Raw genomic sequence first — 17,432 nt, forward strand, 5'->3', positions numbered from 1 at the left:
CTCCAGGGAAAAGTCCGGCCTTAACGGAACAGCGAGGTGATGGTCGACGGCGCCTGGTTGGCGATCGACAGAGCCTGCACACCGAGCTGCTGCTTGACCTGCAGCGCCTGCAGCTTCGCCGATTCCTTGGCGAGATCGGCGTCGACAAGGTTGCCGATGCCGCCCTCGATCACGTCGGAGAGCTTGCTGGTGAAGGTCGCCTGAGCATCGATCTTGCGCGAAGCCGCGCCGAGGGTGCTGAGGCTGGTCTTCAGGTTCGCCTGGGTCGTGGTGATCGTGTCGATCATCGCCTGCGCCGAAGCCTGGGTGCTGATGCTGCCGCCCGAAGCGATCGTGACGACCGAGCCGCCAAGGTCGAGACCCTGGTTGGTGACGCTCAGCGAGTCCGGATCCCAGGTGGTCGAGCCGGTGTTCGAGTCCTGCAGCGACTGCAGGGCCGTCACGGTGCCGCCCGAAGCCTTCAGCAGGTTCGTGCCGTTGAAGTCAGACGAGTTCACGATCGTGGTGATCTGGTCACGCAGGGCAACGAAGTCCGCGTTGAGCGCGTCACGGGTCGACGTGTCGATGCCGGCGTCGGCGGCCTGGTAGGCCTTCGCCTTCATCTGGTTCACGACGTCCGAGATCTGCTCGGCGCCAGCCACCGCCACATCGGTCACGCTCTTGGCGCGGCTCAGCGACGAAGACACGGCAGCGAGGCCGCCCATGTCGCCACGCAGGCCCTGAGCGATCGTGTACGAAGCCGAGTCGTCCTTGGTCGACGCAACCTTCAGGCCGGTGTTGATGCGGCTCTGAACCTGCGACAGGCCCCGGTTGGTCTCGTTGAGGCTCTGGAGAGCCGCCATCGCACCGACGTTGGTGTTAACCGAAAATGCCATTTCCCTATCCTTCTTGGATCGAAGGGCCGCTTCTGCGACCCGGACCGGTGACGCCGGCCCGCGACGGAACGTGATCGGTACGCCCGCATCATCATTGTGGGAAGAATTATAGGATGACCAAAATTACCTGGAGAATTTAGATGGTTAGCAAAGAGTTAACCATCGTTTCCAGGCGTGGTGGGCAAGGAATTCCGGGAGCTTGTCGTCCTTCCCCTCTCCCCGCGAGCGGAGGGGGAGAAAGGAAAATCGCCCCGCAGCGCGGGCTGCGAGGCGATCCTCTCCAAAGCTGGCGACGGCTCAGAAGGGGAAGAGCGCGTCATAGATCTGCTGGCCCCAGCGCGCCTGCTGCGCGTCGGTCAGCTGGCCCTTGCCGCCATAGATCACGCGTGCCTCGGCGATCTGCGAATGGCGGATCGAATTGTCGCGGGCGATGTCCTCGGGGCGGATGAGGCCGGTGATGATCAGCTCGCGCATCTCGAAGTTCACGCGGACTTCCTGGCGGCCCTTGATCATCAGATTGCCGTTGGGGAGCACCTGGGTGACGATGGCGGCCATCGTCATGTTGATCGTCTCCGAACGGGCGGTGGTGCCGCCGCCGGCATATTTCGAGCCCGAATTGGTCTCGAGCGCGGCATTGGCGTCGGCGCCGAGCAGCTTCTTCACCGGGCTGATGCCCAGCAGGCCGCCCAGGCCGCCGCTCTCGCTGCCGCCGCGGGTGCGCGAGGTGTTGTTGCCCAGGTCCGCCTTGTCGGCGATGTTGATCCGGATCGTCAGGATGTCGCCGGTCTTGTTCGCGCGCTGGTCGCGGAACAGCGCGCCGGCGCCGGTGCGGAACAGCGAGGCGCTGCTGCTGCCCTGCGGCTGGACAGCGGCGGTGGTGGTAGCGCCGCTACGGACCCGCTCGGCCGGCATCGCCAGCGACGGCTCGACCTCCGCCACTTCGACCGGCTGGATCTCGGAAAGCTTGGGGGCCTTGCCCACCTGCTTCAGGCGCCCGACGGCGCCGCAACCCGAAAGCGTGGCGCAGACGGCCATCGCGAGAATGATCTTGCGCATGATAGCTTCCCTCAAGGCGTGACGATGCGCACGGCGCCCGTGGCCTCGACGACCCCGTCCAGCGTGCGATTGGTTGCATTGGCGACGACCCGGACGGCCTCGCCCCTGGAGCCGCCGCCGAGCGCGCGGCCCGCCGCGGTGATGATCAGCGGGCCGCTGACGATACGGATCGTCACCGGCTCCCCGCGCCGCACCATCTGCGGGCGCATCAGATCGGCCTGGCGCACCACCGTGCCGGCGGGCAGGTTGCGCGCGGCTTCCATGCCCGAGGCCTGGTCGATGGTGAGCGCGCCGCGCGCGGTGGCGGCGGGGCGCTGCTCGACCGCGAAGTCGCCCGCCTCGATCCGGTCGCCCTTCTGCACGGCATGGCCGAGCACGGCGACCGGCACGTCCTCGGGCGCGGCGAAGGCGAGCAGCGCGAGGCCGAGAACGCCGAGCATCAGCGCAGCTGGCTGGTCGTGGCCAGCATCTCGTCGGCGGTCTTCACCACGCGGCTGTTCATCTCATAGGCGCGCTGCGCGGTGATCAGCGCCGTGATCTCGGCCACCGGATTGACGTTCGAAGCCTCGACATAGCCCTGCATCAGCGTGCCGAAGCCGGGATCGCCCGGGGCGCCGGCGATCGGCGCGCCCGAGGCCGAGGTCTCGAGGAACAGGTTGCCGCCCTTGGCCTCCAGGCCGCCTTCGTTGACGAAAGTGGCGAGCTGGAGCTGGCCGAGCGTCTGCGGCGTCGGGTTGCCCGAGAGGACGACATCGACCTGGCCGGTCTTCGAGACGTTCACGCTCACCGCGTTCTGCGGCACGGTGATGCCCGGCTGGACCGGGAAGCCGTCCGAATTGACCAGCTCGCCCTGGTCCGACACGCCGAACGAGCCGTCGCGGGTATAGCCGGTGGTGCCGTCGGGCAGCGTGATCTGGAAATAGCCATGGCCCTGGATCGCCAGGTCGTATTGGTTGTCGGTCTGCTGGGTCGAGCCCTGCTCGTTGATCCGATAGATCGCGCCGGTCTTCACGCCGGAACCGATCTGGATGCCGGTGGGGCTCATCGTCTGCGCGCTGGTCGACGAGCCGGGGCGCACGACCTGCTCGTAGAGAAGGTCCTGGAACTCGGCGCGCTGGCGCTTGAAGCCCGTGGTGTTCATGTTGGCGATGTTGTTCGAGATCACGTCGACATTGGTCTGCTGCGCGAGCATGCCCGTCGCGGCGATGGAAAGCGTACGCATGAGCTAGTTCCTTATGCTCGTAATGGGGTTCAGCCGACCTTGCTCAGCCGGTCGATCGCCGACTTGCGCATGTCGTTCATGCTCTGGGAGAGATTCTGGCTGGTCTGATAGGCGCGCAGGATCTCCACCATGTCGGTGGTCTCCTGGATCGCGTTGACGTTCGACCCTTCCAGGCCGCCGCTCGCCAGATGCGTCTGCTCCGAGGTCAGCTCGCGGCCGCCGCTGCCGCTGAACAGCCCGTCGCCGCGCGGATCGACGCCGGCCTCGTCGAACTGCGTCACGGTGACGCGTCCGAACGGGCCGCCGGGCCCGTTGACCGTGCCGTCCTTGCCGATCGAGACCTGGTTGGCCGCTTCCTGCGGGATGGTGATCGGCTTGCCGCCCTCGCCCAGCACCTTGTTGCCGGTGGAAGTGGCGAGCTCGCCGGTCGGGAGCATCTTGAGCTGGCCCGCGCGCGTATAGGCGGTGCTGCCGTCGGGCGCCTGGACCGAGAAATAGCCCTGCCCCTCGATCATCAGGTCGAGCGGGTTGCCGGTGGCCTGGAAGCCGCCCTGGCTGAAATCATGGACCGCGCCGTAATCGAGCACGAACGACGTCTGCTTCGCCGGCTTCACCGCGCTGTCCGTCTTCTCGACATATTCGCGGAAGACCGGCTGCTCGCGCTTGAAGCCGACCGTGTTCATGTTGGCCAGGTTGTTCGCCGCCACGTCCATGCGACGGCGCAGCGCCGTTTCCTGGCTCAGCAGCACATAGGAAGAAATGTCCACCGGACGTCCCTCAAAAATTCGCACTAGGCAACAATTGCCGGGCGCTGATCCTATAATAGGAGAAAATGCACCGACGCGGTGTCGGCGCGCAGATTTCGGAAGGTCACCAGGGAATGTCGTCTCCGGAAATCATCGAGGAGGGCGCCGAAGCCGCGAAGCCGGCCGAGCCCAAATCGAGGAAGAAGCTGATCCTCATCGGCGCCGCGGCGGCCGTGCTGCTGCTTGGCGGCGGCGGCGGCGCGGCCTTCATGCTCTCCGGCTCCGGCGCCAAGGCGGAAGGCGCCAAGGACGCGCATGGCGGCGCAAAGGAAGCCGCGGCGAGCGGCGGCGGCCATGGCGAGGCGGCGGCGGGCGACGCGGGCAAGGGCGCCTTTGTCGACGTGCCCGCGATGCTGGTGAACCTGCGCTCGCCCGACGGCCAGGCGCGCTTCCTCAGGATCCATTTCATGATCGTGCCGGGCGACGGCATCGCCCCGGACGGGCTGAAGGAGAAGCTGCCGCTGGTGCTGGACAGCTTCCAGCCCTTCCTGCGCGAGCTGCGCCCCGAGGACCTGTCCGGATCGGCCGCGGTCTTCCGCATCAAGGAAGAGATGATGGTGCGCGCCACCGCCACGCTCGGCGAGGGGCAGGTGAAGGACATCCTCATCCAGGATCTGGTGCAGCAATGATCGATCTCGAGGACTTCGATCTTCCCGATCCCCCCGCCCCCCCGGGCGAGATGGGCGGCGGCGTGTTCGACCAGGCCGATATCGACGCGCTGTTCGGCGATGTGGGCCCCATCGCCCGCAAGTCCGGCCTGCGCGCCGTCATCGAATCCAAGGTCATCAGCCACGAACGCCTGCCGATGCTCGAAGTGGTGTGCGACCGGGTGGTGCGTTCCTTCGCCAGCTCGATGCGCAACCTCACCTCGGACGGCGTCGACGTGAGCCTGGAGGAAGTGACTTCGACTCGCTTCGGCGAGTTCATGAACCGCGTCGCGCTGCCGGCGATGGTGGGCGTGTTCAAGATCGAGGAATGGGAGAGCTACGGCCTCGTCACCGTCGATTCCAACCTGATCTACTCGGTGGTCGACGCGCTGCTCGGCGGGCGCGGCGGCGGCGGCTCGCCGATGGTGATCGACGGCCGCGCCTTCACCACCATCGAGACCGGCCTGGTCTCGCGCATGCTGACGCTGGCGCTCGACGACTTCTCGGAGGCATTCGCCCCGATCGAGCCGGTAAACATGAATCTCGAGCGCATCGAGACCAATCCGCGCTTCGCCGCGATCGCCGGCGTGTCCAACATCTGCGCGACCGCGACCTTCCGCGTCGACATGGACGGGCGCGGCGGACGGTTCACCCTGGTGTTCCCCTATGCGACGCTGGAGCCGGTGCGCGACAAGCTGCTCCAGCGCTTCATGGGCGAGAAGAGCGGCCGCGACAGCATCTGGGAGGCGCACATGGCCGCCGAGGTGCGCAAGACCAACGTCTCGATGAGCGTGCTGCTGGGCGAAAAGGCAATGTCGATCGCCGACCTGCGCAACCTCGAGATCGGCCAGACCATCGCGCTCCACAAGAGCCCGGACGATGCTCTCGACGTCGCCTGCGGCGGCGTGAAGCTCGCCCAGGGCCAGATCGGCCAGCGCAACGGCCAGGTCGCCGTGCGCCTGATCAACGACGTTTCCTCCGACAAGAAGGTGAAGCAATGAGCATCGCGCTACTCGCCAATGTGCTGACGATCATCCTGTGCATGGCCGTGCTCGTGCAGAGCGTGCGGATGATGAAGAGCCTGCGCACCGTGAAGGACGGCGCGCTCACCCAGGTGGTGGAGGCCCTGCAGGTCGCCACCGTCCAGGCCCGTGCCGTGCTTTCGGACATGAAGCACACGCTGGGTACCGATTGCGCCCGCCACGCCCAGCTGGTCGAGCGCGCCCGCGAGCTGCGCGACGAGCTGAGCCTGATGACCGGCATCGCCGACGCCGCCGCCGAGCGGATCGTCAACGCAGTCGGCATGGCCAATGCCCAGCGCGACGCGGAAGCAGGCGAACCGGCGGCCGCGGCCGAGGGCGACGCCCCGCTGGCGGAGGCCGCGTGATGGCCCGCCCCTCGCTGCTCCTGCTCACCGCCGGCGTGGCCGGGCTCGCCGTGGTCGCCAATGCGGCGACGATCGCGACCGGCCAGCAGGACACGGCCCAGACCCGGCTCGGCAACGCGATCACCCAGGACATGAGCGACCGCGATGCCGCCGCCGCCCGCCGCAAGCGCGGGCTCGACCTGCGCGAACAGGCTGCCAAGGCCGCCTCGGCCCGGCTCGCCGCCGATGTGGAAGCGCGCCGGAAGCAGGACGAGGCGCAGCTGCAGGCCGGCATGGGCCCGGGCGGCGCGCCCGGTGCGCCTTCCCCGGCGGACTCGCAGTTCGACGAGCTGGCCCGGATCTACCAGGCGATGAAGCCCAAGGCCGCCGCGGTGGTCTTCGAGCAGCTCGACATGGAAGTGCAGATGAAGGTCGCGCAGCGGATGCGCGAGCGCTCGACCGCGATGATCATGGCGGCGATGACGCCCAAGGGCGCCGCCGCGCTCAGCATGGCGATGGCACGCCGCAACGCCGCCCATCCCCCGGCGCCGCCGGCCGTGCGCGCCCAGCCCGGCCGGGCGATGGGACCGGCCGCGACGGCACGCCGCTGACGCGAAAGGGCCGCCCGGGCGGGATGCCGGGGCGGCCCATTCGCACCTTTCCGTGAATCCGATCAGCCGGTGCGCGCGTCGACTTCGACGATCAGCACGCGGACCAGGCCGGGTTCGGCCACCTTTAGCGCGGCGGTCAGGTCATGGTCGAGCCGCTGGGCATCGACCGCGCGCAGCGCCGAGGCATTGAGCCGGGCGAACTCCAGTCCCGCCGCCACCGTCGCGGCGCGCAGCACCGGCATCTCGCCGTTCAGCCTGGTGGCGACCTCGGGCGAGCCCGCATCGATCACCAGCTTGAAGCGCAACGCGCCGTTGACGCGATCCGCGTCGACGATCGGCACGGTGATCTCTTCCATGGTCACGAGATGCAGGCCCTCGCCCGCGGCGGCGCCGCCGCCCGAGGCCTGCGCGCCACCGCCCGGCAGCGGCAATGCCGCAAGACCCAGCGCCACCAGCGTTTCGCGTCGCAAAATCCCGTCCTCCGATATCCATGCCCGGCGCCCACATCGGGCACCCATCCCTCTATAATAGAATGGAATCAGCAAGCAGGTGACGAGTTGAGCCACGATCAGCGCCCGAGAAAGATGCGTGTCGTCGATAATGGAAGGCATCCCAATGTGCGGGTGACCATCGAGGAGACGGCCGAGATCGTCCGTCCGCCGGCGCCGCCGCCCGCTCCGGCCAAGGCGGGGCTGCCGATGCTGCACGCCATTCTCTTCCTGCTCGCCTGTATCGGCGGCGGCATCGTCGTCGTCGCGATCCGGCCGTTCGGGCTCGGCTGATGCGCGGCCTGTTGCTGCTCCTTGCAGCGGGCACCGCGCCTGCCCCGCACACCACCCCCACTCCCGCCGCCACTCCGGCGGCCGCAACCAAGCCGGCTGCCGCCATCCCGAGCGTCGCCCTGCCCCGCTTCGCCGCAACGCTGGCCCAGATGCCGATGATCACCGGCGCGGACGGCTGGACCGGCATCACCGGCACCGAGGCGTGGCACCAGCTCGCCACCGCGACTCCCGACACGCGCCAATCGGTGCGCTGGGCCTTTGCCCGGGGCCTGATCGGCCAGGATCGCGGCGCCGAGGCGCTGGGCGTGCTCGAGGCGATGCGCCTCGCCGATCCCGACCTTGCGCTCGTCGCCCCCTATCAGCTTGCGCGCGGCGCGGCGCTCACCCTGCTGGGCCGCGATGCCGAGGCCGTGGAATCGCTGAGCACCGCCGAACTCTCCGGCAATGCGGAGGCATGTGCCTGGCGGATGCGCGCGCTCGCCCATTCGGGCGCCGCGCCCGAAGCGGTGGGACAGATCGCCTGCGCCAGCGGCGCGATCAACGCCCACGCCCCGCGCGATCGCGCCCCCTTCATGCTCGCCGCGGCCGGCGCCGCGATCGATGCCGGCCAGCCCCAGCCGGCGCTGCAATGGCTCCAGCTGTTCGGCGATCGCAACGGCGACGCCAACCTGCTGCGCGGTCGCGCGCTGCTGGTGCAGAAGGACCTGGCGGGGGCCCGGCTGCGCTTCGAGCGCGCGGCCCTCACCGGCACGCCCGAAGTACGGGCCGGCGCCCGGCTTGGCGCGATCGAAGTGTCGATCGCCGGCCATGCGATCGCGCCGCCGGAAGCGATCCGCCAGCTCGACGCGATGCGCTTCGGCTGGCGCGGCGGCCCGGTCGAGCGGCGGGCGCTGACCATCGAATATGGCCTGGCCAAGGAACAGCAGGACCTGCGCGCGGAGCTGAAGAGCGGCGCCACCCTGCTGCGCTATTTCAAGCTGGGCACCCAGGCCGGGCCGATGCTCGCCGAGTTGCAGCAAGCGCTGAGCGCGGTGCTGGCGCCGGAAAGCGGCGTGCCGCTCGCCCAGGCCGCCGGCCTCTATTGGGACTATCGCGAGCTGGCGCCCTCGGGCGGCGATGGCGACCTGCTCGCCAATCGCCTGGCCGACCGGCTCCAGGCCGCCGGCCTCTATGCCCGCGCCGCCGAGCTGCTTTCCTACCAGCTGACCCAGCGTGCGCAGGACGTGGCGCAGGGCCCGCTCTCGGTGCGGGTGGCGATGCTGCAGATCCTCGCCGGCCGGCCGGACCTGGCGCTCAAGGCGCTGCAGGCCACCGAGCAGCCAAGCTATACCGCCCAGATGCGCTGGGACCGCAAGCGGATGGAAGCCGTGGCGTTCCATCGGCTGGGCAAGGACGACGCCGCCGCGGCGGCGCTGGACGGCGTGCCGGACGGCGCGGCGGTACGCGCCGAGATCCATTGGCGCACCCAGGACTGGGGCTCCTTCGTGACGGAGAGCGAAAGGGGCCTGCCCCCGGGCAAGGGCCTTGGCGCGCCGCAACAGGCGGCGGTGCTGCGCTATGCGGTGGCACTGGCGATGCTCGGCCGGGAGGACAGGCTGCGCGCGCTGCACGGCCGCTACGCCGCGGCGTTCAAGGGCCTGCCGACCGCCGGCGCATTCGACATGCTGACCGCCAGCATCGACAAGATCGACCCGGCCAGGCTCGACGCCGCGATCGGCGCGATCCCGGAGGCGAGCCCGGCGGGCGCGATCGGCGACCTGCTCGACGCCGGGGGCTGAGCCTCTCGCCGTCACCGCGGATCAAGGCCGCGGTTCCAACATCGCGGCTGGTCCCGGCGCCTGAACGGGCGGCAACGCGCGCCGGCTGCGCCAGCTCCCCTGCACTGCACGAACAACAAGGCGAAGGCCGGGGCCCGGGCACGATGGCCAGGCCCCGGCCTTTGCCGGGCATGCGAGAGCGTTGCGCCCTATTATTTCAGATAGGCGGCCAGGTTCAGTCCCGACAGCTGGGCGAACACCGAATAACTCGCCTCGAGCACGGTCTTCTGCTGGGCAAGGTCGATCGCGACCTGGCCGAGATCGGCATCCTCATTGTCCTGGATCACGCCCTGCAGCACCAGCCCGCGGGCTTCGCCCCGCGCGGTCAGCGTATCGACCTGGTTCTGCTTGCGGCCGTTGTCGGCGTTGATCGCCCGCACGTCGCCAAGACCGGTATTGAGCTGCGCCACTGCCTGCTTGATCGCATCCATCTGCGCGTCGGTGGGCTTGGTGCCGATGTCGCCGGCCTGGCCGAGCGTGCGGAACGCCTCGTAGAGATTGGCGCCGATCTCGCTCGCCCCGACGCCGTAGCTGATGTCCACGCCGTCGGCTACGCGCGCATTGGCGCGCACCGTGTCGTTGTGGAAGGCGCTGGCGCCCGGCGTGGTCGCCGCCTGGGCGAGCGTGTCCACCGAGAAGGGCGCCTGATCGACCTGGCTGCCGCCGAACAGCGGCGTGCCGCCCTCCGAAGCATTGAGCGAGGTGCGGAACTGATCGAAGGCGGTCTGGATCGCTTCCTGCAGGCCGGCGGAATCGCCGGTGCCGACGGCCTTCATCAGGCTGGTGCGCAGATCCGAGGTCGCATCGTCGATGCCTTCGAGATTGGCCTGGTAGAGCGAGAGCGTGGTGCCGACCCGCTTCGACACGGTGGCCTGCGCGTCCTGGCGGGCCAGCAGCGAGTGCGCGGAGAGATTGCGCACCGCCTCGGTGCCGAGATCGGCGAAGGTCGCGGCCTTCTTGCGGGTCGAGAGCTGCCGCTGGGTGTCGGCCAGCTGCTCCTGCGCACGCGAGATCGCGCTCGCCATGGTGCGCTGGAGCGGAATCGTGGCAACGCGGGTCATGGGTCTTCCCTTCTTCTTCCGGCCCTATCGGAGCATGCCGAGGAGCGTGTCGTACATGTCGTTCGCGGTGGAGATCACGCGCGCGGCGGCCGAATAGCTATTCTGCAGCACCACCATCTGCGAGAGTTCCTCGTCGATATTGACGCCCGCGAAGCTGTCGCGGCGGGTGATCGCGTCATCGCGGCGCGCCGTGGCATCGGCGAGCTGGCCCTTGGCCTGGTTCGCATCGAGGCCGATCCGGCCCATCAGGTTGCTGGCAAAGGCATCGACGGTCGACTTGCCGTCCTTGCCGAGATCGATCGCGCTGCCGAGCTTGTTGACGAAGGCCGTCGCTCCGCGCGTGTCGCCGGAGCCGAGCGCCTTGGCGCCGGCCGCGACGTCCTGCAGCCGGGCGAGGCCGAGCTTGGAGGAGTCCGCGAGGATATCGGGCCGCACCTGCGCACTGCCGAGCCCGCTCGACGCGCCGGTGAGGTTCATCATCTGGGCGAAGGAGCGCCCGGTGCCGAGGCGATTGGTCGAGTCCGCCGGGATCGAGAGCGTCGCGCCGGCAACGCTTGCCGCCGGGGCGAAGCGCAGGCGGCCGCTATCGTCCAGCGAGAAGGTGCCGAAATTGGAGAGCGGGCTGCCGTTCAGATCGTTGACGAGGTCGCCGAACGTGCCGCCGGTGGCGGGCGTCAGCGTGTAGCTGGTCAGCGCCCGGCCGGAGCTGTCGCGCAGCACGATCTGCGTGGTCTCGCCGGTAGCGAAGCCATGCGGATCGCCGGCCGCGAAGCCCGAAGGCACCAGCGAGGAGCTGTCGCTGCGGACCAGATCGTTGAGCCCGAAGAATTGGGAGACGCCCTGCCCGGCGCGCGCGCTGGGCTTGGTCGCGTCCTGGCCGATCGCCACGCCGTTGCCGGCGCCATTGGCGACGATGCTGAGCTTGCCATCGGCAAAGCTGGCCGTGCCGGCGCCGCCAAGGCCGGTATTGATCGCGGTGACCATGTCGTCGATCGTCGCGTTCGGGCCGAGCGCGTCGAAATCGATCTTGGTGCTGGCGACCAGCGTGCCGTCCGCCTTGGTGACCGCGAAGGTCGCCGCGCCGGCGAAGCCCAGGCGATCGCTGCCCGCCATGCCGCTGTTGCGGCCGATGAGCGCGGCCGGAGGCGGCACGGTGCTGCCCGCGTTCGATACCGAATTCAGCGCCTGCGACAGGCCGGTGAACAACGTGCCGAGCTGCTCGGAGAATGCCGGCAGCGCGCGATCGCGCAGATCGAGCAGCCCGCCCAGCTTGCCACCGATCGCAGCGGAATCGATCTTGTCGCCGGTGGCCGCGTCGGGCTGGGCGAAACGGATCTCGATCGCCGGATAGGTCGGCTGCGAAGCCCCTCCGGCGCTGGGATAGGAAAGCTGCCGCAGGCGCTTGTCGAGCAGCATCTGGCCATTGGCCGTCTCGATGGTGACGCGACCGTCCGCCTGATCGCGGACAGTGACCTGCATCAGCCCGCTCAGCTCCTCGATCGCGCTCATCCGCTGATCGGCCGCACCGCCGGCGCTGCGGCCAAGGCCGGTCGCCTGCGCCACCGTGCCGTTCAGGTCGTAGATGCGCTTGAGCAGGGTGTTGATCTTGTCGACCGAGTAGCCGACCTCCGATTCCACGTCGGAGCGCAGCTGGGACACGTCATTGTCCATCTGCTGCATCGAGCTGATCGCGTCCTGCACGTCGTTGGTGAACTGCGCCACCGTCTGCGTGGAGCCCAGCGAGCCGGTCATCGCCACCGCCGAGGCCGAGACCGCGTCGAGGCGCGCCGACAGGCCGGAAGAGGCCCCCGGCTGCCCGAGGAGCGCCTGCAGGCGGTCGAGATAGTTGGCGGTCACTTCGGTGCGGCCGTAATCGCCCGCCCGGTTGTACACCGTCGCCTCGAGGAAACGATCGGCAACGCGGGTGGGCTCGCCCACCACGACGCCGCTGACCTGACCCGAGACCACGCCCGTCGTGAGGTTGACGCGCTCGCGCGCATAGCCGGCCACCCCGACATTCGCGATGTTGTTGGAAACCGCGCGGAGGCCGGCCTGGGCTGCCGCCAGGCCGGACACCGCGGTACCGAGAATGTCGTTGAGCGCCATGTTCCCCTACGTTCTCTTGGCGTTAGCGCTTGAGGTCGCTGACTTCGCGCAGCATGTCGTCCACCGTCGTGATGATCTTCGACGACGCGCTATACGCGCGCTGGAAGCGGATCATGTTGGTGAACTCGCCCGCCAGATCGACCGTCGAGGCCTCGAGCGAGTTCGCCGCGATGGCGCCCGCACCCAGCTCGCCCGGCTCGTTCAGGGTGAAGCCGCCCGACAGCCGGCTGGCGGTATAGGCATTGCCGGACACGCGGGTGAGGCCGTCCGGGTTCTGGAAGGTCGCCAGCGGGAGCTGGAACACCGAACGGGTGGTGCCGTCGTCGAACACCGCGTTGACCACGCCTTCCTTGGTGATTTCGATCTGCGACAGATTGCCCAGCGTGCCGCCGTCGGTATTGCCCGAGATCAGCGAGCTCGGCTGGCCGAACTGGGTCAGGCCGTCGATCTTGCCGTCGCTACCCATCTCCAGCTTGATCGGCACCGAGGCCGCCTGGTTGGAATAGGTGATGTTCAGCGCGCTGTTCAGCCAGCTGCCCGCCGGGAGGTCGAGGCTGCCGTCCGGCTTGAAATTGACGTCGCCGCCGGCGATGAAACCGCTGGTGCTCTTCACCGCCGGAGTGACGCTGGTGTCCATGACGTCGCCGGGGGGGTTGGAATAGACTTCCGCCTTCCACGCGTTCGGGCCGGTCTTGATGAAGGCCATGTTCAGCGTGTGCGAGCCGCCCTGCTGGTCGTAGACGGTGAACGAGCGCTGGAACTGGTTCTCGGTCTTCGGCGTGTAGCTGTTGTTCGCGGCATATTTCGCCAGGTCGCCCTTGGTGTAGCCGGCCGCGGCGGGCGAGACGTCGGTCGCGGTGTTGAGGTTGATGCGCGCCTGGATGCGCGACGTCGCCGCCGCGGTGCCGGTCAGGTCGCTGACGCGGATCGCCTCCAGATCGTCGAGATTGCCGGTGTTGACGTACTTGCCCTCGGCATCGAGGCGATAGCCATAGAGGTACAGGCCCGTCGCCGGGTTCTTCAGATAGCCTTCCTCGTCGGCGCGGAACGAACCGGCGCGGGTGAAGGCGACTTCGCCCTGGCCGCCGGCGGCGGTGCGGGTGACGAAGAAGCCCTTGCCGTCGATCGCGATGTCGGTGCTGTTGCTCGAAGCCTGCATCATGCCCTGCTTCGAGATCATCGCGATCGGCGCGGCGACGACGCCGCCGGCCGAATAGCTCGAGCGGGCGCGACCATCCGTCACCATCGTCTTGAACTGGGCTTCGACGCCCTTGTAGCCGATGGTGTTGATGTTGGTGATGTTGTCGGCAACCGCCGCCATCGCGCTCGACTGCGCGTTGAGGCCCGAGACGCCGGCATAGAGAGCGGAATAGAGGCTCAAGACGTTAACTCCCGTCGATGCCCACGGAACGCGCGCGGGCCACGCCTCAATTGTAGGATGAGCGAAGCGAAGACCCAAAGCAGGGCGCAAAGATATACGCTGGGCAAAATTTGCCGGGTGCGGCGCCGGCAACGCGAAAGACATCCTATAATGCAGCCAGACGAACGAAAGGCTGTTCCCCAATGCTCCGCATCACCCTTCGCGACGGCGAGAAGGCGATCGTCAACGGCGCGGTGATCCGCGCGGTGGGCCGCACCCAGATCGCCGTGGAGAACCAGGTATCGATCCTGCGCGGGCGCGAGGTCATGCGCCCCGAGGAAGCGACCACCCCCGCGCGCCAGCTCTATTTCGCCGCGATGCTCGCCTATATCGATCCGGCGAACCGGGACGGCCACCACGATATCGTGGTCGGGCTGGTCGGCGCACTGGTCGTCGCGCTCGAGGTGCCGGAAGCCAAGTCGGCCTGTATCCGCTTCGCCAGCGAGATCGCCCAGGGCGAATATTACAAGGCACTGGCCACCGCGCGCGAGGTGATCGCGTTCGAGGACGCCCTCGCCGCCCCGCAGGCAGCCTGAGGGCCGCAAGGTGCAGACGCTCGCCAGCGCAGCCCGTGCGATCCGGGACATGACGCCCGATCGCCGCTTCGGCCGCGTCGTCGCCGTGCGCGGCGCGCTGATCGAAGTGGAAGGGCTCGCCGGCGCCGCACAGATCGGCAGCCGCATCGAGATCGCCGCGCCGGGCGGCATCGTCCAGGCGGAAGTGACTGCGCTCGACCGCGAAGTCGCGCTCTGCCTTCCCTTCGTCGATCCGCAGGGCGTGGGCCTGGGCGCGCGCGCCGAACTCGGCGCCGGCCAGTTCAGCGTCCGCCCTTCCCAGGCCTGGCTCGGGCGGATGGTCGACGGGCTCGGCCGCCCGGTCGACGGGCTCGGCCCGCTTCCCAACGGCGCCGATCCGCAGCCCATCAAGGCCCCGCCCCCCGCCGCCGCCAATCGCGCCCGGGTGGGCGAGCGGATCGAGACCGGGGTGCGGACGCTCGACCTGTTCGTCCCGCTGTGCCGCGGCCAGCGGCTCGGCCTGTTCGCGGGCTCGGGCGTCGGCAAGTCGGTGCTGCTCTCGATGCTGGCGCGCTGGACCCAGTGCGACGTCGCGGTGATCGGCCTGATCGGCGAGCGCGGCCGCGAAGTGCAGGAATTCATCGAGGACGATCTGGGCCCCGAGGGCATGGCCCGCTCGGTCGTCGTCGTCGCCACGTCGGACGAACCGGCGCTGATGCGCCGCCAGGCCGCCTGGACCACGCTCGCCGTCGCCGAGCATTTCCGCGACCAGGGCCTCAACGTGCTGTGCCTGATGGACTCGGTCACCCGCTTCGCCATGGCGCAGCGCGAGATCGGCCTGGCCAGCGGCGAGCCGCCGGCGACCAAGGGCTATACCCCCACCGTCTTCGCCGAGCTGCCCCGCCTGCTCGAGCGCGCCGGCCCCGGTGCGCCGGGCAAGGGCATGATCACCGGCCTGTTCACCGTGCTGGTTGACGGCGACGACCATAACGAGCCGGTCGCCGATGCGGTACGCGGCATTCTCGACGGTCACGTCGTGATGCGTCGCGCGATTGCCGAGCGCGGCCGCTATCCGGCGATCGACATCCTCAAATCGGTCTCGCGCACCCTGCCGCACTGCATGGACGACGCGCAGAACGACATCCGCGTCGGCGCGCGCAAGCTGCTCTCCACCTATTCCGACATGGAAGAGATGGTCCGGCTCGGCGCCTACAAGGCCGGCTCCTCGCCCGAGGTCGACCGCGCGGTGGCGCTCGCCCCGCAGATCGAGGCGATGCTCAACCAGGGCAAGAATGACGAGGGCAATGCCGATGCCGCCTTCGCCGCGCTCGGCGAGATCGTCGCGCTGAGCATGGAGATGGACGAATGACCCCGTTCGACACCGCACTGCGCGTCCAGCGCCGCGAGGTCGACACGGTGAAGGTGTCGATCAGCGTCGAGATCGAGACGATCAGCACGCTCAACCACCAGACCCGGGCCCACGAGATCCGCATGCGCGAGGAGCGCGCGCTCGCCGCCACCGTACCGATCGCCAGCGACGCCTGGACGTTGCGGATGAAGGCCGAGCGCGCCCGGCTCGATCGCCAGTCGCAACTCGCCCATGGGCGGCTCACCCATCTGCGCGCCCAGGCCGTGGAAGCCTATGGCACGATGCGCGCCATCGAAGGCGCGGCGGATCGCTTCAAGGACGAGGCCGAGCGCGCCGCGGCCGGCGCCGAGCAGGCGATGATCGACGATATCGCCGCCGCGAAGCTGGTCGTGGCGCGTCGCAATGCGGAGCGCAGCGCATGATTCCGCGCGCGGACCTCTCCCAGCTCAGCCCCGCAAACCGTGCCAAGGTGATCTACACCGAGGCGCAGACCGAGCTCGCCAGCCGCTTGTGGCGCGCCGCGCTCGGCGATGGCGAGCGCGACGACCGCAAGGGCAACGGCATCGGCCAGACCGGCCTCAGCGGCGATTCGCTGCTCGACCTGCTCGGCGGCCGGGTCAACGGCCAGACGAACGGCGTGCAGGGATGCAATTGCGGTTGCGCCTGTGCCTGTCACCGGAAAGGCGTCGGCAAGGATTTCGCCGACGACTGTATCGAGGATCTGCGCGGCGCGATCGGCGACACCGCCGAGGAACGCAGCCGCGCCATGGCCGCCGCGATGGGTACCGAGACTACCGTCTCGGTCGCCAGGGGCGCGGTGGTCTCCGGCCTCGCGCTCGGCGCCAACACCCGCTTTGCGCCGGCCCTGACCATGGCCGAGGCACGCACCGGCATTCCCGCGACCGCGCTGGCCGCCATCGTCGACGCCGAAGCCGCCAAGGGGCGCGACGGCAGCTGGAACACCATGTCGCGCAATCCGCGCTCGAGCGCCGCCGGGCTCGGCCAGTTCCTCAGCGGCACCTGGGAGCATCTCGCCGAAACCTCGGGCACCTGGCTCAACCAGCTGGCTGCCGATCGCGGCTGGCTCGACGGGCGCGGCCAGGTGCTGCCCGGCGCGCGTAGCGCGCTGCTGGCATTGCGCTATGACGGCCAGGCCTCGATCCTGGGCGTTGCCGATCTCGCCAAGTTCAACCTTTCGCGGCTCGAGCAATCGGGCATCCGCGTCCACACCGATGCCGAGACATTGGCGAAGTCGGCCTATCTCACGCATCATCTGGGGCTCGGCGACGCGAAGAAGTTCCTCGCCGGGGGGATCGAGCCGGGCCGGGCGCGCATGCTGCTGGCCGCCCAGATCGGCGGCGGTGCGGCCGATCACCGAATCGCCACGGCGGGCAACGCCACCCAGGCGCACCGCCAATGGCTGCTCGGATTCATCGATCGTCGAATCCGCCCGGAACAATTCGCCGGCTAAATTATTTTATCCTATAATAATGGCACCGGCAGCCTTTCAGGCGCGGATCTCCATTAATATCATGTATTTTCCGCACTTTGTGCGGAGCGCCTCGTCATGGCGAAAATCCATGACTGGTAGGACTACATATAGGATTTTAAGGGATCTGTTAAAGGATTAGAAGCCATGTTGCCCCTGTGAACGGCAGCCGAGACCCGGCGGGCCCGGACGAAACAGGGGATACGCAATGTCGAAGATCACGATCGCGCTCGAAGCAGCCGTCGCCACCGTTCTCGAGAACATGCCGAAGGACGCGGCGCAGACGAACC

19 protein-coding genes are annotated in these 17,432 nt (G+C 68.7%); 10 read left to right on the top strand and 9 right to left on the bottom strand.

Annotation, left to right across the window (positions count from 1 at the left end; all coding sequences use genetic code 11):
- Positions 1-20: 20 nt before the first annotated feature.
- The 5 genes from FHR20_RS17515 to flgF all read right to left on the bottom strand — a co-directional run bounded on the left by FHR20_RS17515 (position 21) and on the right by flgF (position 3,920).
- The gene (locus FHR20_RS17515; protein ID WP_167300884.1) at positions 21-875 is read right to left on the bottom strand and encodes a flagellin; all 855 of its coding nucleotides are present in this window, start codon (positions 873-875) and stop codon (positions 21-23) included.
- Between the two features lie 297 nt (positions 876-1,172).
- The gene (gene flgH, locus FHR20_RS17520; protein ID WP_167300885.1) at positions 1,173-1,931 is read right to left on the bottom strand and encodes a flagellar basal body L-ring protein FlgH; all 759 of its coding nucleotides are present in this window, start codon (positions 1,929-1,931) and stop codon (positions 1,173-1,175) included.
- 11 nt (positions 1,932-1,942) lie between these two features.
- Positions 1,943-2,371: a flagellar basal body P-ring formation chaperone FlgA gene (gene flgA / locus FHR20_RS17525; RefSeq protein WP_167300886.1), complete on the bottom strand. Its 429-nt coding sequence runs from the start codon at positions 2,369-2,371 to the stop codon at positions 1,943-1,945.
- On the bottom strand, positions 2,371-3,153 hold the full coding sequence (flgG, locus tag FHR20_RS17530) for a flagellar basal-body rod protein FlgG (protein WP_167300887.1): 783 nt from the start codon (positions 3,151-3,153) through the stop codon (positions 2,371-2,373). The genes flgA and flgG overlap by 1 nt, the downstream gene beginning before the upstream one ends.
- Positions 3,154-3,182: 29 nt before the next feature.
- Positions 3,183-3,920, bottom strand: coding sequence for a flagellar basal-body rod protein FlgF (gene flgF / locus FHR20_RS17535; protein WP_167300888.1), 738 nt, complete (start codon positions 3,918-3,920; stop codon positions 3,183-3,185).
- Positions 3,921-4,033: 113 nt separating this feature from the next.
- Here flgF and FHR20_RS17540 point away from each other — a divergent pair, with 113 nt between their 5' ends.
- Genes FHR20_RS17540 through FHR20_RS17555 form a run of 4 tightly spaced genes read left to right on the top strand, consistent with a single transcriptional unit; the run spans position 4,034 to position 6,583 of the window.
- A complete protein-coding gene (locus FHR20_RS17540; RefSeq protein ID WP_167300889.1) occupies positions 4,034-4,588 on the top strand; it encodes a flagellar basal body-associated FliL family protein in 555 nt (184 codons plus the stop codon).
- Entirely contained in the window at positions 4,585-5,607 is a 1,023-nt protein-coding gene (gene fliM, locus FHR20_RS17545; protein WP_167300890.1) for a flagellar motor switch protein FliM, read from the top strand. The genes FHR20_RS17540 and fliM overlap by 4 nt, the downstream gene beginning before the upstream one ends.
- The gene (locus FHR20_RS17550; protein WP_243857514.1) at positions 5,604-5,993 is read left to right on the top strand and encodes a DUF6468 domain-containing protein; all 390 of its coding nucleotides are present in this window, start codon (positions 5,604-5,606) and stop codon (positions 5,991-5,993) included. The genes fliM and FHR20_RS17550 overlap by 4 nt, the downstream gene beginning before the upstream one ends.
- A complete protein-coding gene (locus FHR20_RS17555) occupies positions 5,993-6,583 on the top strand; it encodes a MotE family protein (RefSeq protein ID WP_167300891.1) in 591 nt (196 codons plus the stop codon). The genes FHR20_RS17550 and FHR20_RS17555 overlap by 1 nt, the downstream gene beginning before the upstream one ends.
- Positions 6,584-6,645: 62 nt before the next feature.
- On the opposite strand, the gene FHR20_RS17560 is transcribed toward FHR20_RS17555, so the two are convergent.
- Positions 6,646-7,053: a hypothetical protein gene (locus tag FHR20_RS17560; RefSeq protein ID WP_243857516.1), complete on the bottom strand. Its 408-nt coding sequence runs from the start codon at positions 7,051-7,053 to the stop codon at positions 6,646-6,648.
- 147 nt (positions 7,054-7,200) lie between these two features.
- Between FHR20_RS17560 and FHR20_RS17565 the strand changes: the two genes are divergently transcribed.
- Together FHR20_RS17565 and FHR20_RS17570 are read left to right on the top strand one after the other, a co-directional pair.
- Entirely contained in the window at positions 7,201-7,365 is a 165-nt protein-coding gene (locus tag FHR20_RS17565) for a hypothetical protein (RefSeq protein WP_208413700.1), read from the top strand.
- Positions 7,365-9,143 carry a hypothetical protein gene (locus tag FHR20_RS17570; RefSeq protein ID WP_243857518.1) on the top strand — a complete coding sequence of 593 codons (1,779 nt, stop codon included), beginning with the start codon at positions 7,365-7,367 and terminating at the stop codon, positions 9,141-9,143. Before FHR20_RS17565 ends, FHR20_RS17570 begins: the two co-directional genes overlap by 1 nt.
- A 191-nt stretch (positions 9,144-9,334) precedes the next feature.
- Here the strand turns inward: FHR20_RS17570 and FHR20_RS17575 are convergent, their stop codons facing one another.
- Genes FHR20_RS17575 through FHR20_RS17585 form a run of 3 tightly spaced genes read right to left on the bottom strand, consistent with a single transcriptional unit; the run spans position 9,335 to position 13,730 of the window.
- Positions 9,335-10,243, bottom strand: coding sequence for a flagellin (locus FHR20_RS17575; protein WP_167300893.1), 909 nt, complete (start codon positions 10,241-10,243; stop codon positions 9,335-9,337).
- A gap of 24 nt (positions 10,244-10,267) precedes the next feature.
- On the bottom strand, positions 10,268-12,349 hold the full coding sequence (gene flgK / locus FHR20_RS17580) for a flagellar hook-associated protein FlgK (protein ID WP_167300894.1): 2,082 nt from the start codon (positions 12,347-12,349) through the stop codon (positions 10,268-10,270).
- 22 nt (positions 12,350-12,371) lie between these two features.
- Positions 12,372-13,730, bottom strand: coding sequence for a flagellar hook protein FlgE (locus FHR20_RS17585; RefSeq protein ID WP_279589448.1), 1,359 nt, complete (start codon positions 13,728-13,730; stop codon positions 12,372-12,374).
- Positions 13,731-13,912: 182 nt separating this feature from the next.
- On the opposite strand from FHR20_RS17585, the gene FHR20_RS17590 reads away from it, so the two are divergent.
- From FHR20_RS17590 to FHR20_RS17605, 4 genes are read left to right on the top strand one after another with little or no spacing between them, the layout of a single operon-like run.
- Complete coding sequence (locus FHR20_RS17590) at positions 13,913-14,305, top strand: flagellar biosynthesis repressor FlbT (RefSeq protein WP_086130119.1); 393 nt, start codon at positions 13,913-13,915, stop codon at positions 14,303-14,305.
- Positions 14,306-14,315: 10 nt separating this feature from the next.
- On the top strand, positions 14,316-15,653 hold the full coding sequence (gene fliI, locus FHR20_RS17595) for a flagellar protein export ATPase FliI (protein ID WP_167300896.1): 1,338 nt from the start codon (positions 14,316-14,318) through the stop codon (positions 15,651-15,653).
- Positions 15,650-16,075 carry a hypothetical protein gene (locus tag FHR20_RS17600; protein ID WP_086130117.1) on the top strand — a complete coding sequence of 142 codons (426 nt, stop codon included), beginning with the start codon at positions 15,650-15,652 and terminating at the stop codon, positions 16,073-16,075. The genes fliI and FHR20_RS17600 overlap by 4 nt, the downstream gene beginning before the upstream one ends.
- Positions 16,072-17,124, top strand: coding sequence for a peptidoglycan-binding protein (locus FHR20_RS17605; protein ID WP_167300897.1), 1,053 nt, complete (start codon positions 16,072-16,074; stop codon positions 17,122-17,124). The genes FHR20_RS17600 and FHR20_RS17605 overlap by 4 nt, the downstream gene beginning before the upstream one ends.
- Positions 17,125-17,432: the final 308 nt, after the last annotated feature.

Source organism: Sphingomonas leidyi, assembly GCF_011761945.1.
GTDB classification, from domain to species: Bacteria; Pseudomonadota; Alphaproteobacteria; order Sphingomonadales; family Sphingomonadaceae; genus Sphingomonas; species Sphingomonas leidyi.

Excerpts from the sequence above, each read along its gene's own strand:
- FHR20_RS17515 (WP_167300884.1), bottom strand. The coding sequence starts at position 875 with ATGGCATTTTCGGTTAACACCAACGTCGGTGCGATGGCGGCTCTCCAG.
- flgH (WP_167300885.1), bottom strand. The coding sequence starts at position 1,931 with ATGCGCAAGATCATTCTCGCGATGGCCGTCTGCGCCACGCTTTCGGGT.
- flgA (WP_167300886.1), bottom strand. The coding sequence starts at position 2,371 with ATGCTCGGCGTTCTCGGCCTCGCGCTGCTCGCCTTCGCCGCGCCCGAG.
- flgG (WP_167300887.1), bottom strand. The coding sequence starts at position 3,153 with ATGCGTACGCTTTCCATCGCCGCGACGGGCATGCTCGCGCAGCAGACC.
- FHR20_RS17540 (WP_167300889.1), top strand. The coding sequence starts at position 4,034 with ATGTCGTCTCCGGAAATCATCGAGGAGGGCGCCGAAGCCGCGAAGCCG.
- fliM (WP_167300890.1), top strand. The coding sequence starts at position 4,585 with ATGATCGATCTCGAGGACTTCGATCTTCCCGATCCCCCCGCCCCCCCG.
- FHR20_RS17550 (WP_243857514.1), top strand. The coding sequence starts at position 5,604 with ATGAGCATCGCGCTACTCGCCAATGTGCTGACGATCATCCTGTGCATG.
- FHR20_RS17555 (WP_167300891.1), top strand. The coding sequence starts at position 5,993 with ATGGCCCGCCCCTCGCTGCTCCTGCTCACCGCCGGCGTGGCCGGGCTC.
- FHR20_RS17570 (WP_243857518.1), top strand. The coding sequence starts at position 7,365 with ATGCGCGGCCTGTTGCTGCTCCTTGCAGCGGGCACCGCGCCTGCCCCG.
- FHR20_RS17575 (WP_167300893.1), bottom strand. The coding sequence starts at position 10,243 with ATGACCCGCGTTGCCACGATTCCGCTCCAGCGCACCATGGCGAGCGCG.
- flgK (WP_167300894.1), bottom strand. The coding sequence starts at position 12,349 with ATGGCGCTCAACGACATTCTCGGTACCGCGGTGTCCGGCCTGGCGGCA.
- FHR20_RS17590 (WP_086130119.1), top strand. The coding sequence starts at position 13,913 with ATGCTCCGCATCACCCTTCGCGACGGCGAGAAGGCGATCGTCAACGGC.
- FHR20_RS17600 (WP_086130117.1), top strand. The coding sequence starts at position 15,650 with ATGACCCCGTTCGACACCGCACTGCGCGTCCAGCGCCGCGAGGTCGAC.
- FHR20_RS17605 (WP_167300897.1), top strand. The coding sequence starts at position 16,072 with ATGATTCCGCGCGCGGACCTCTCCCAGCTCAGCCCCGCAAACCGTGCC.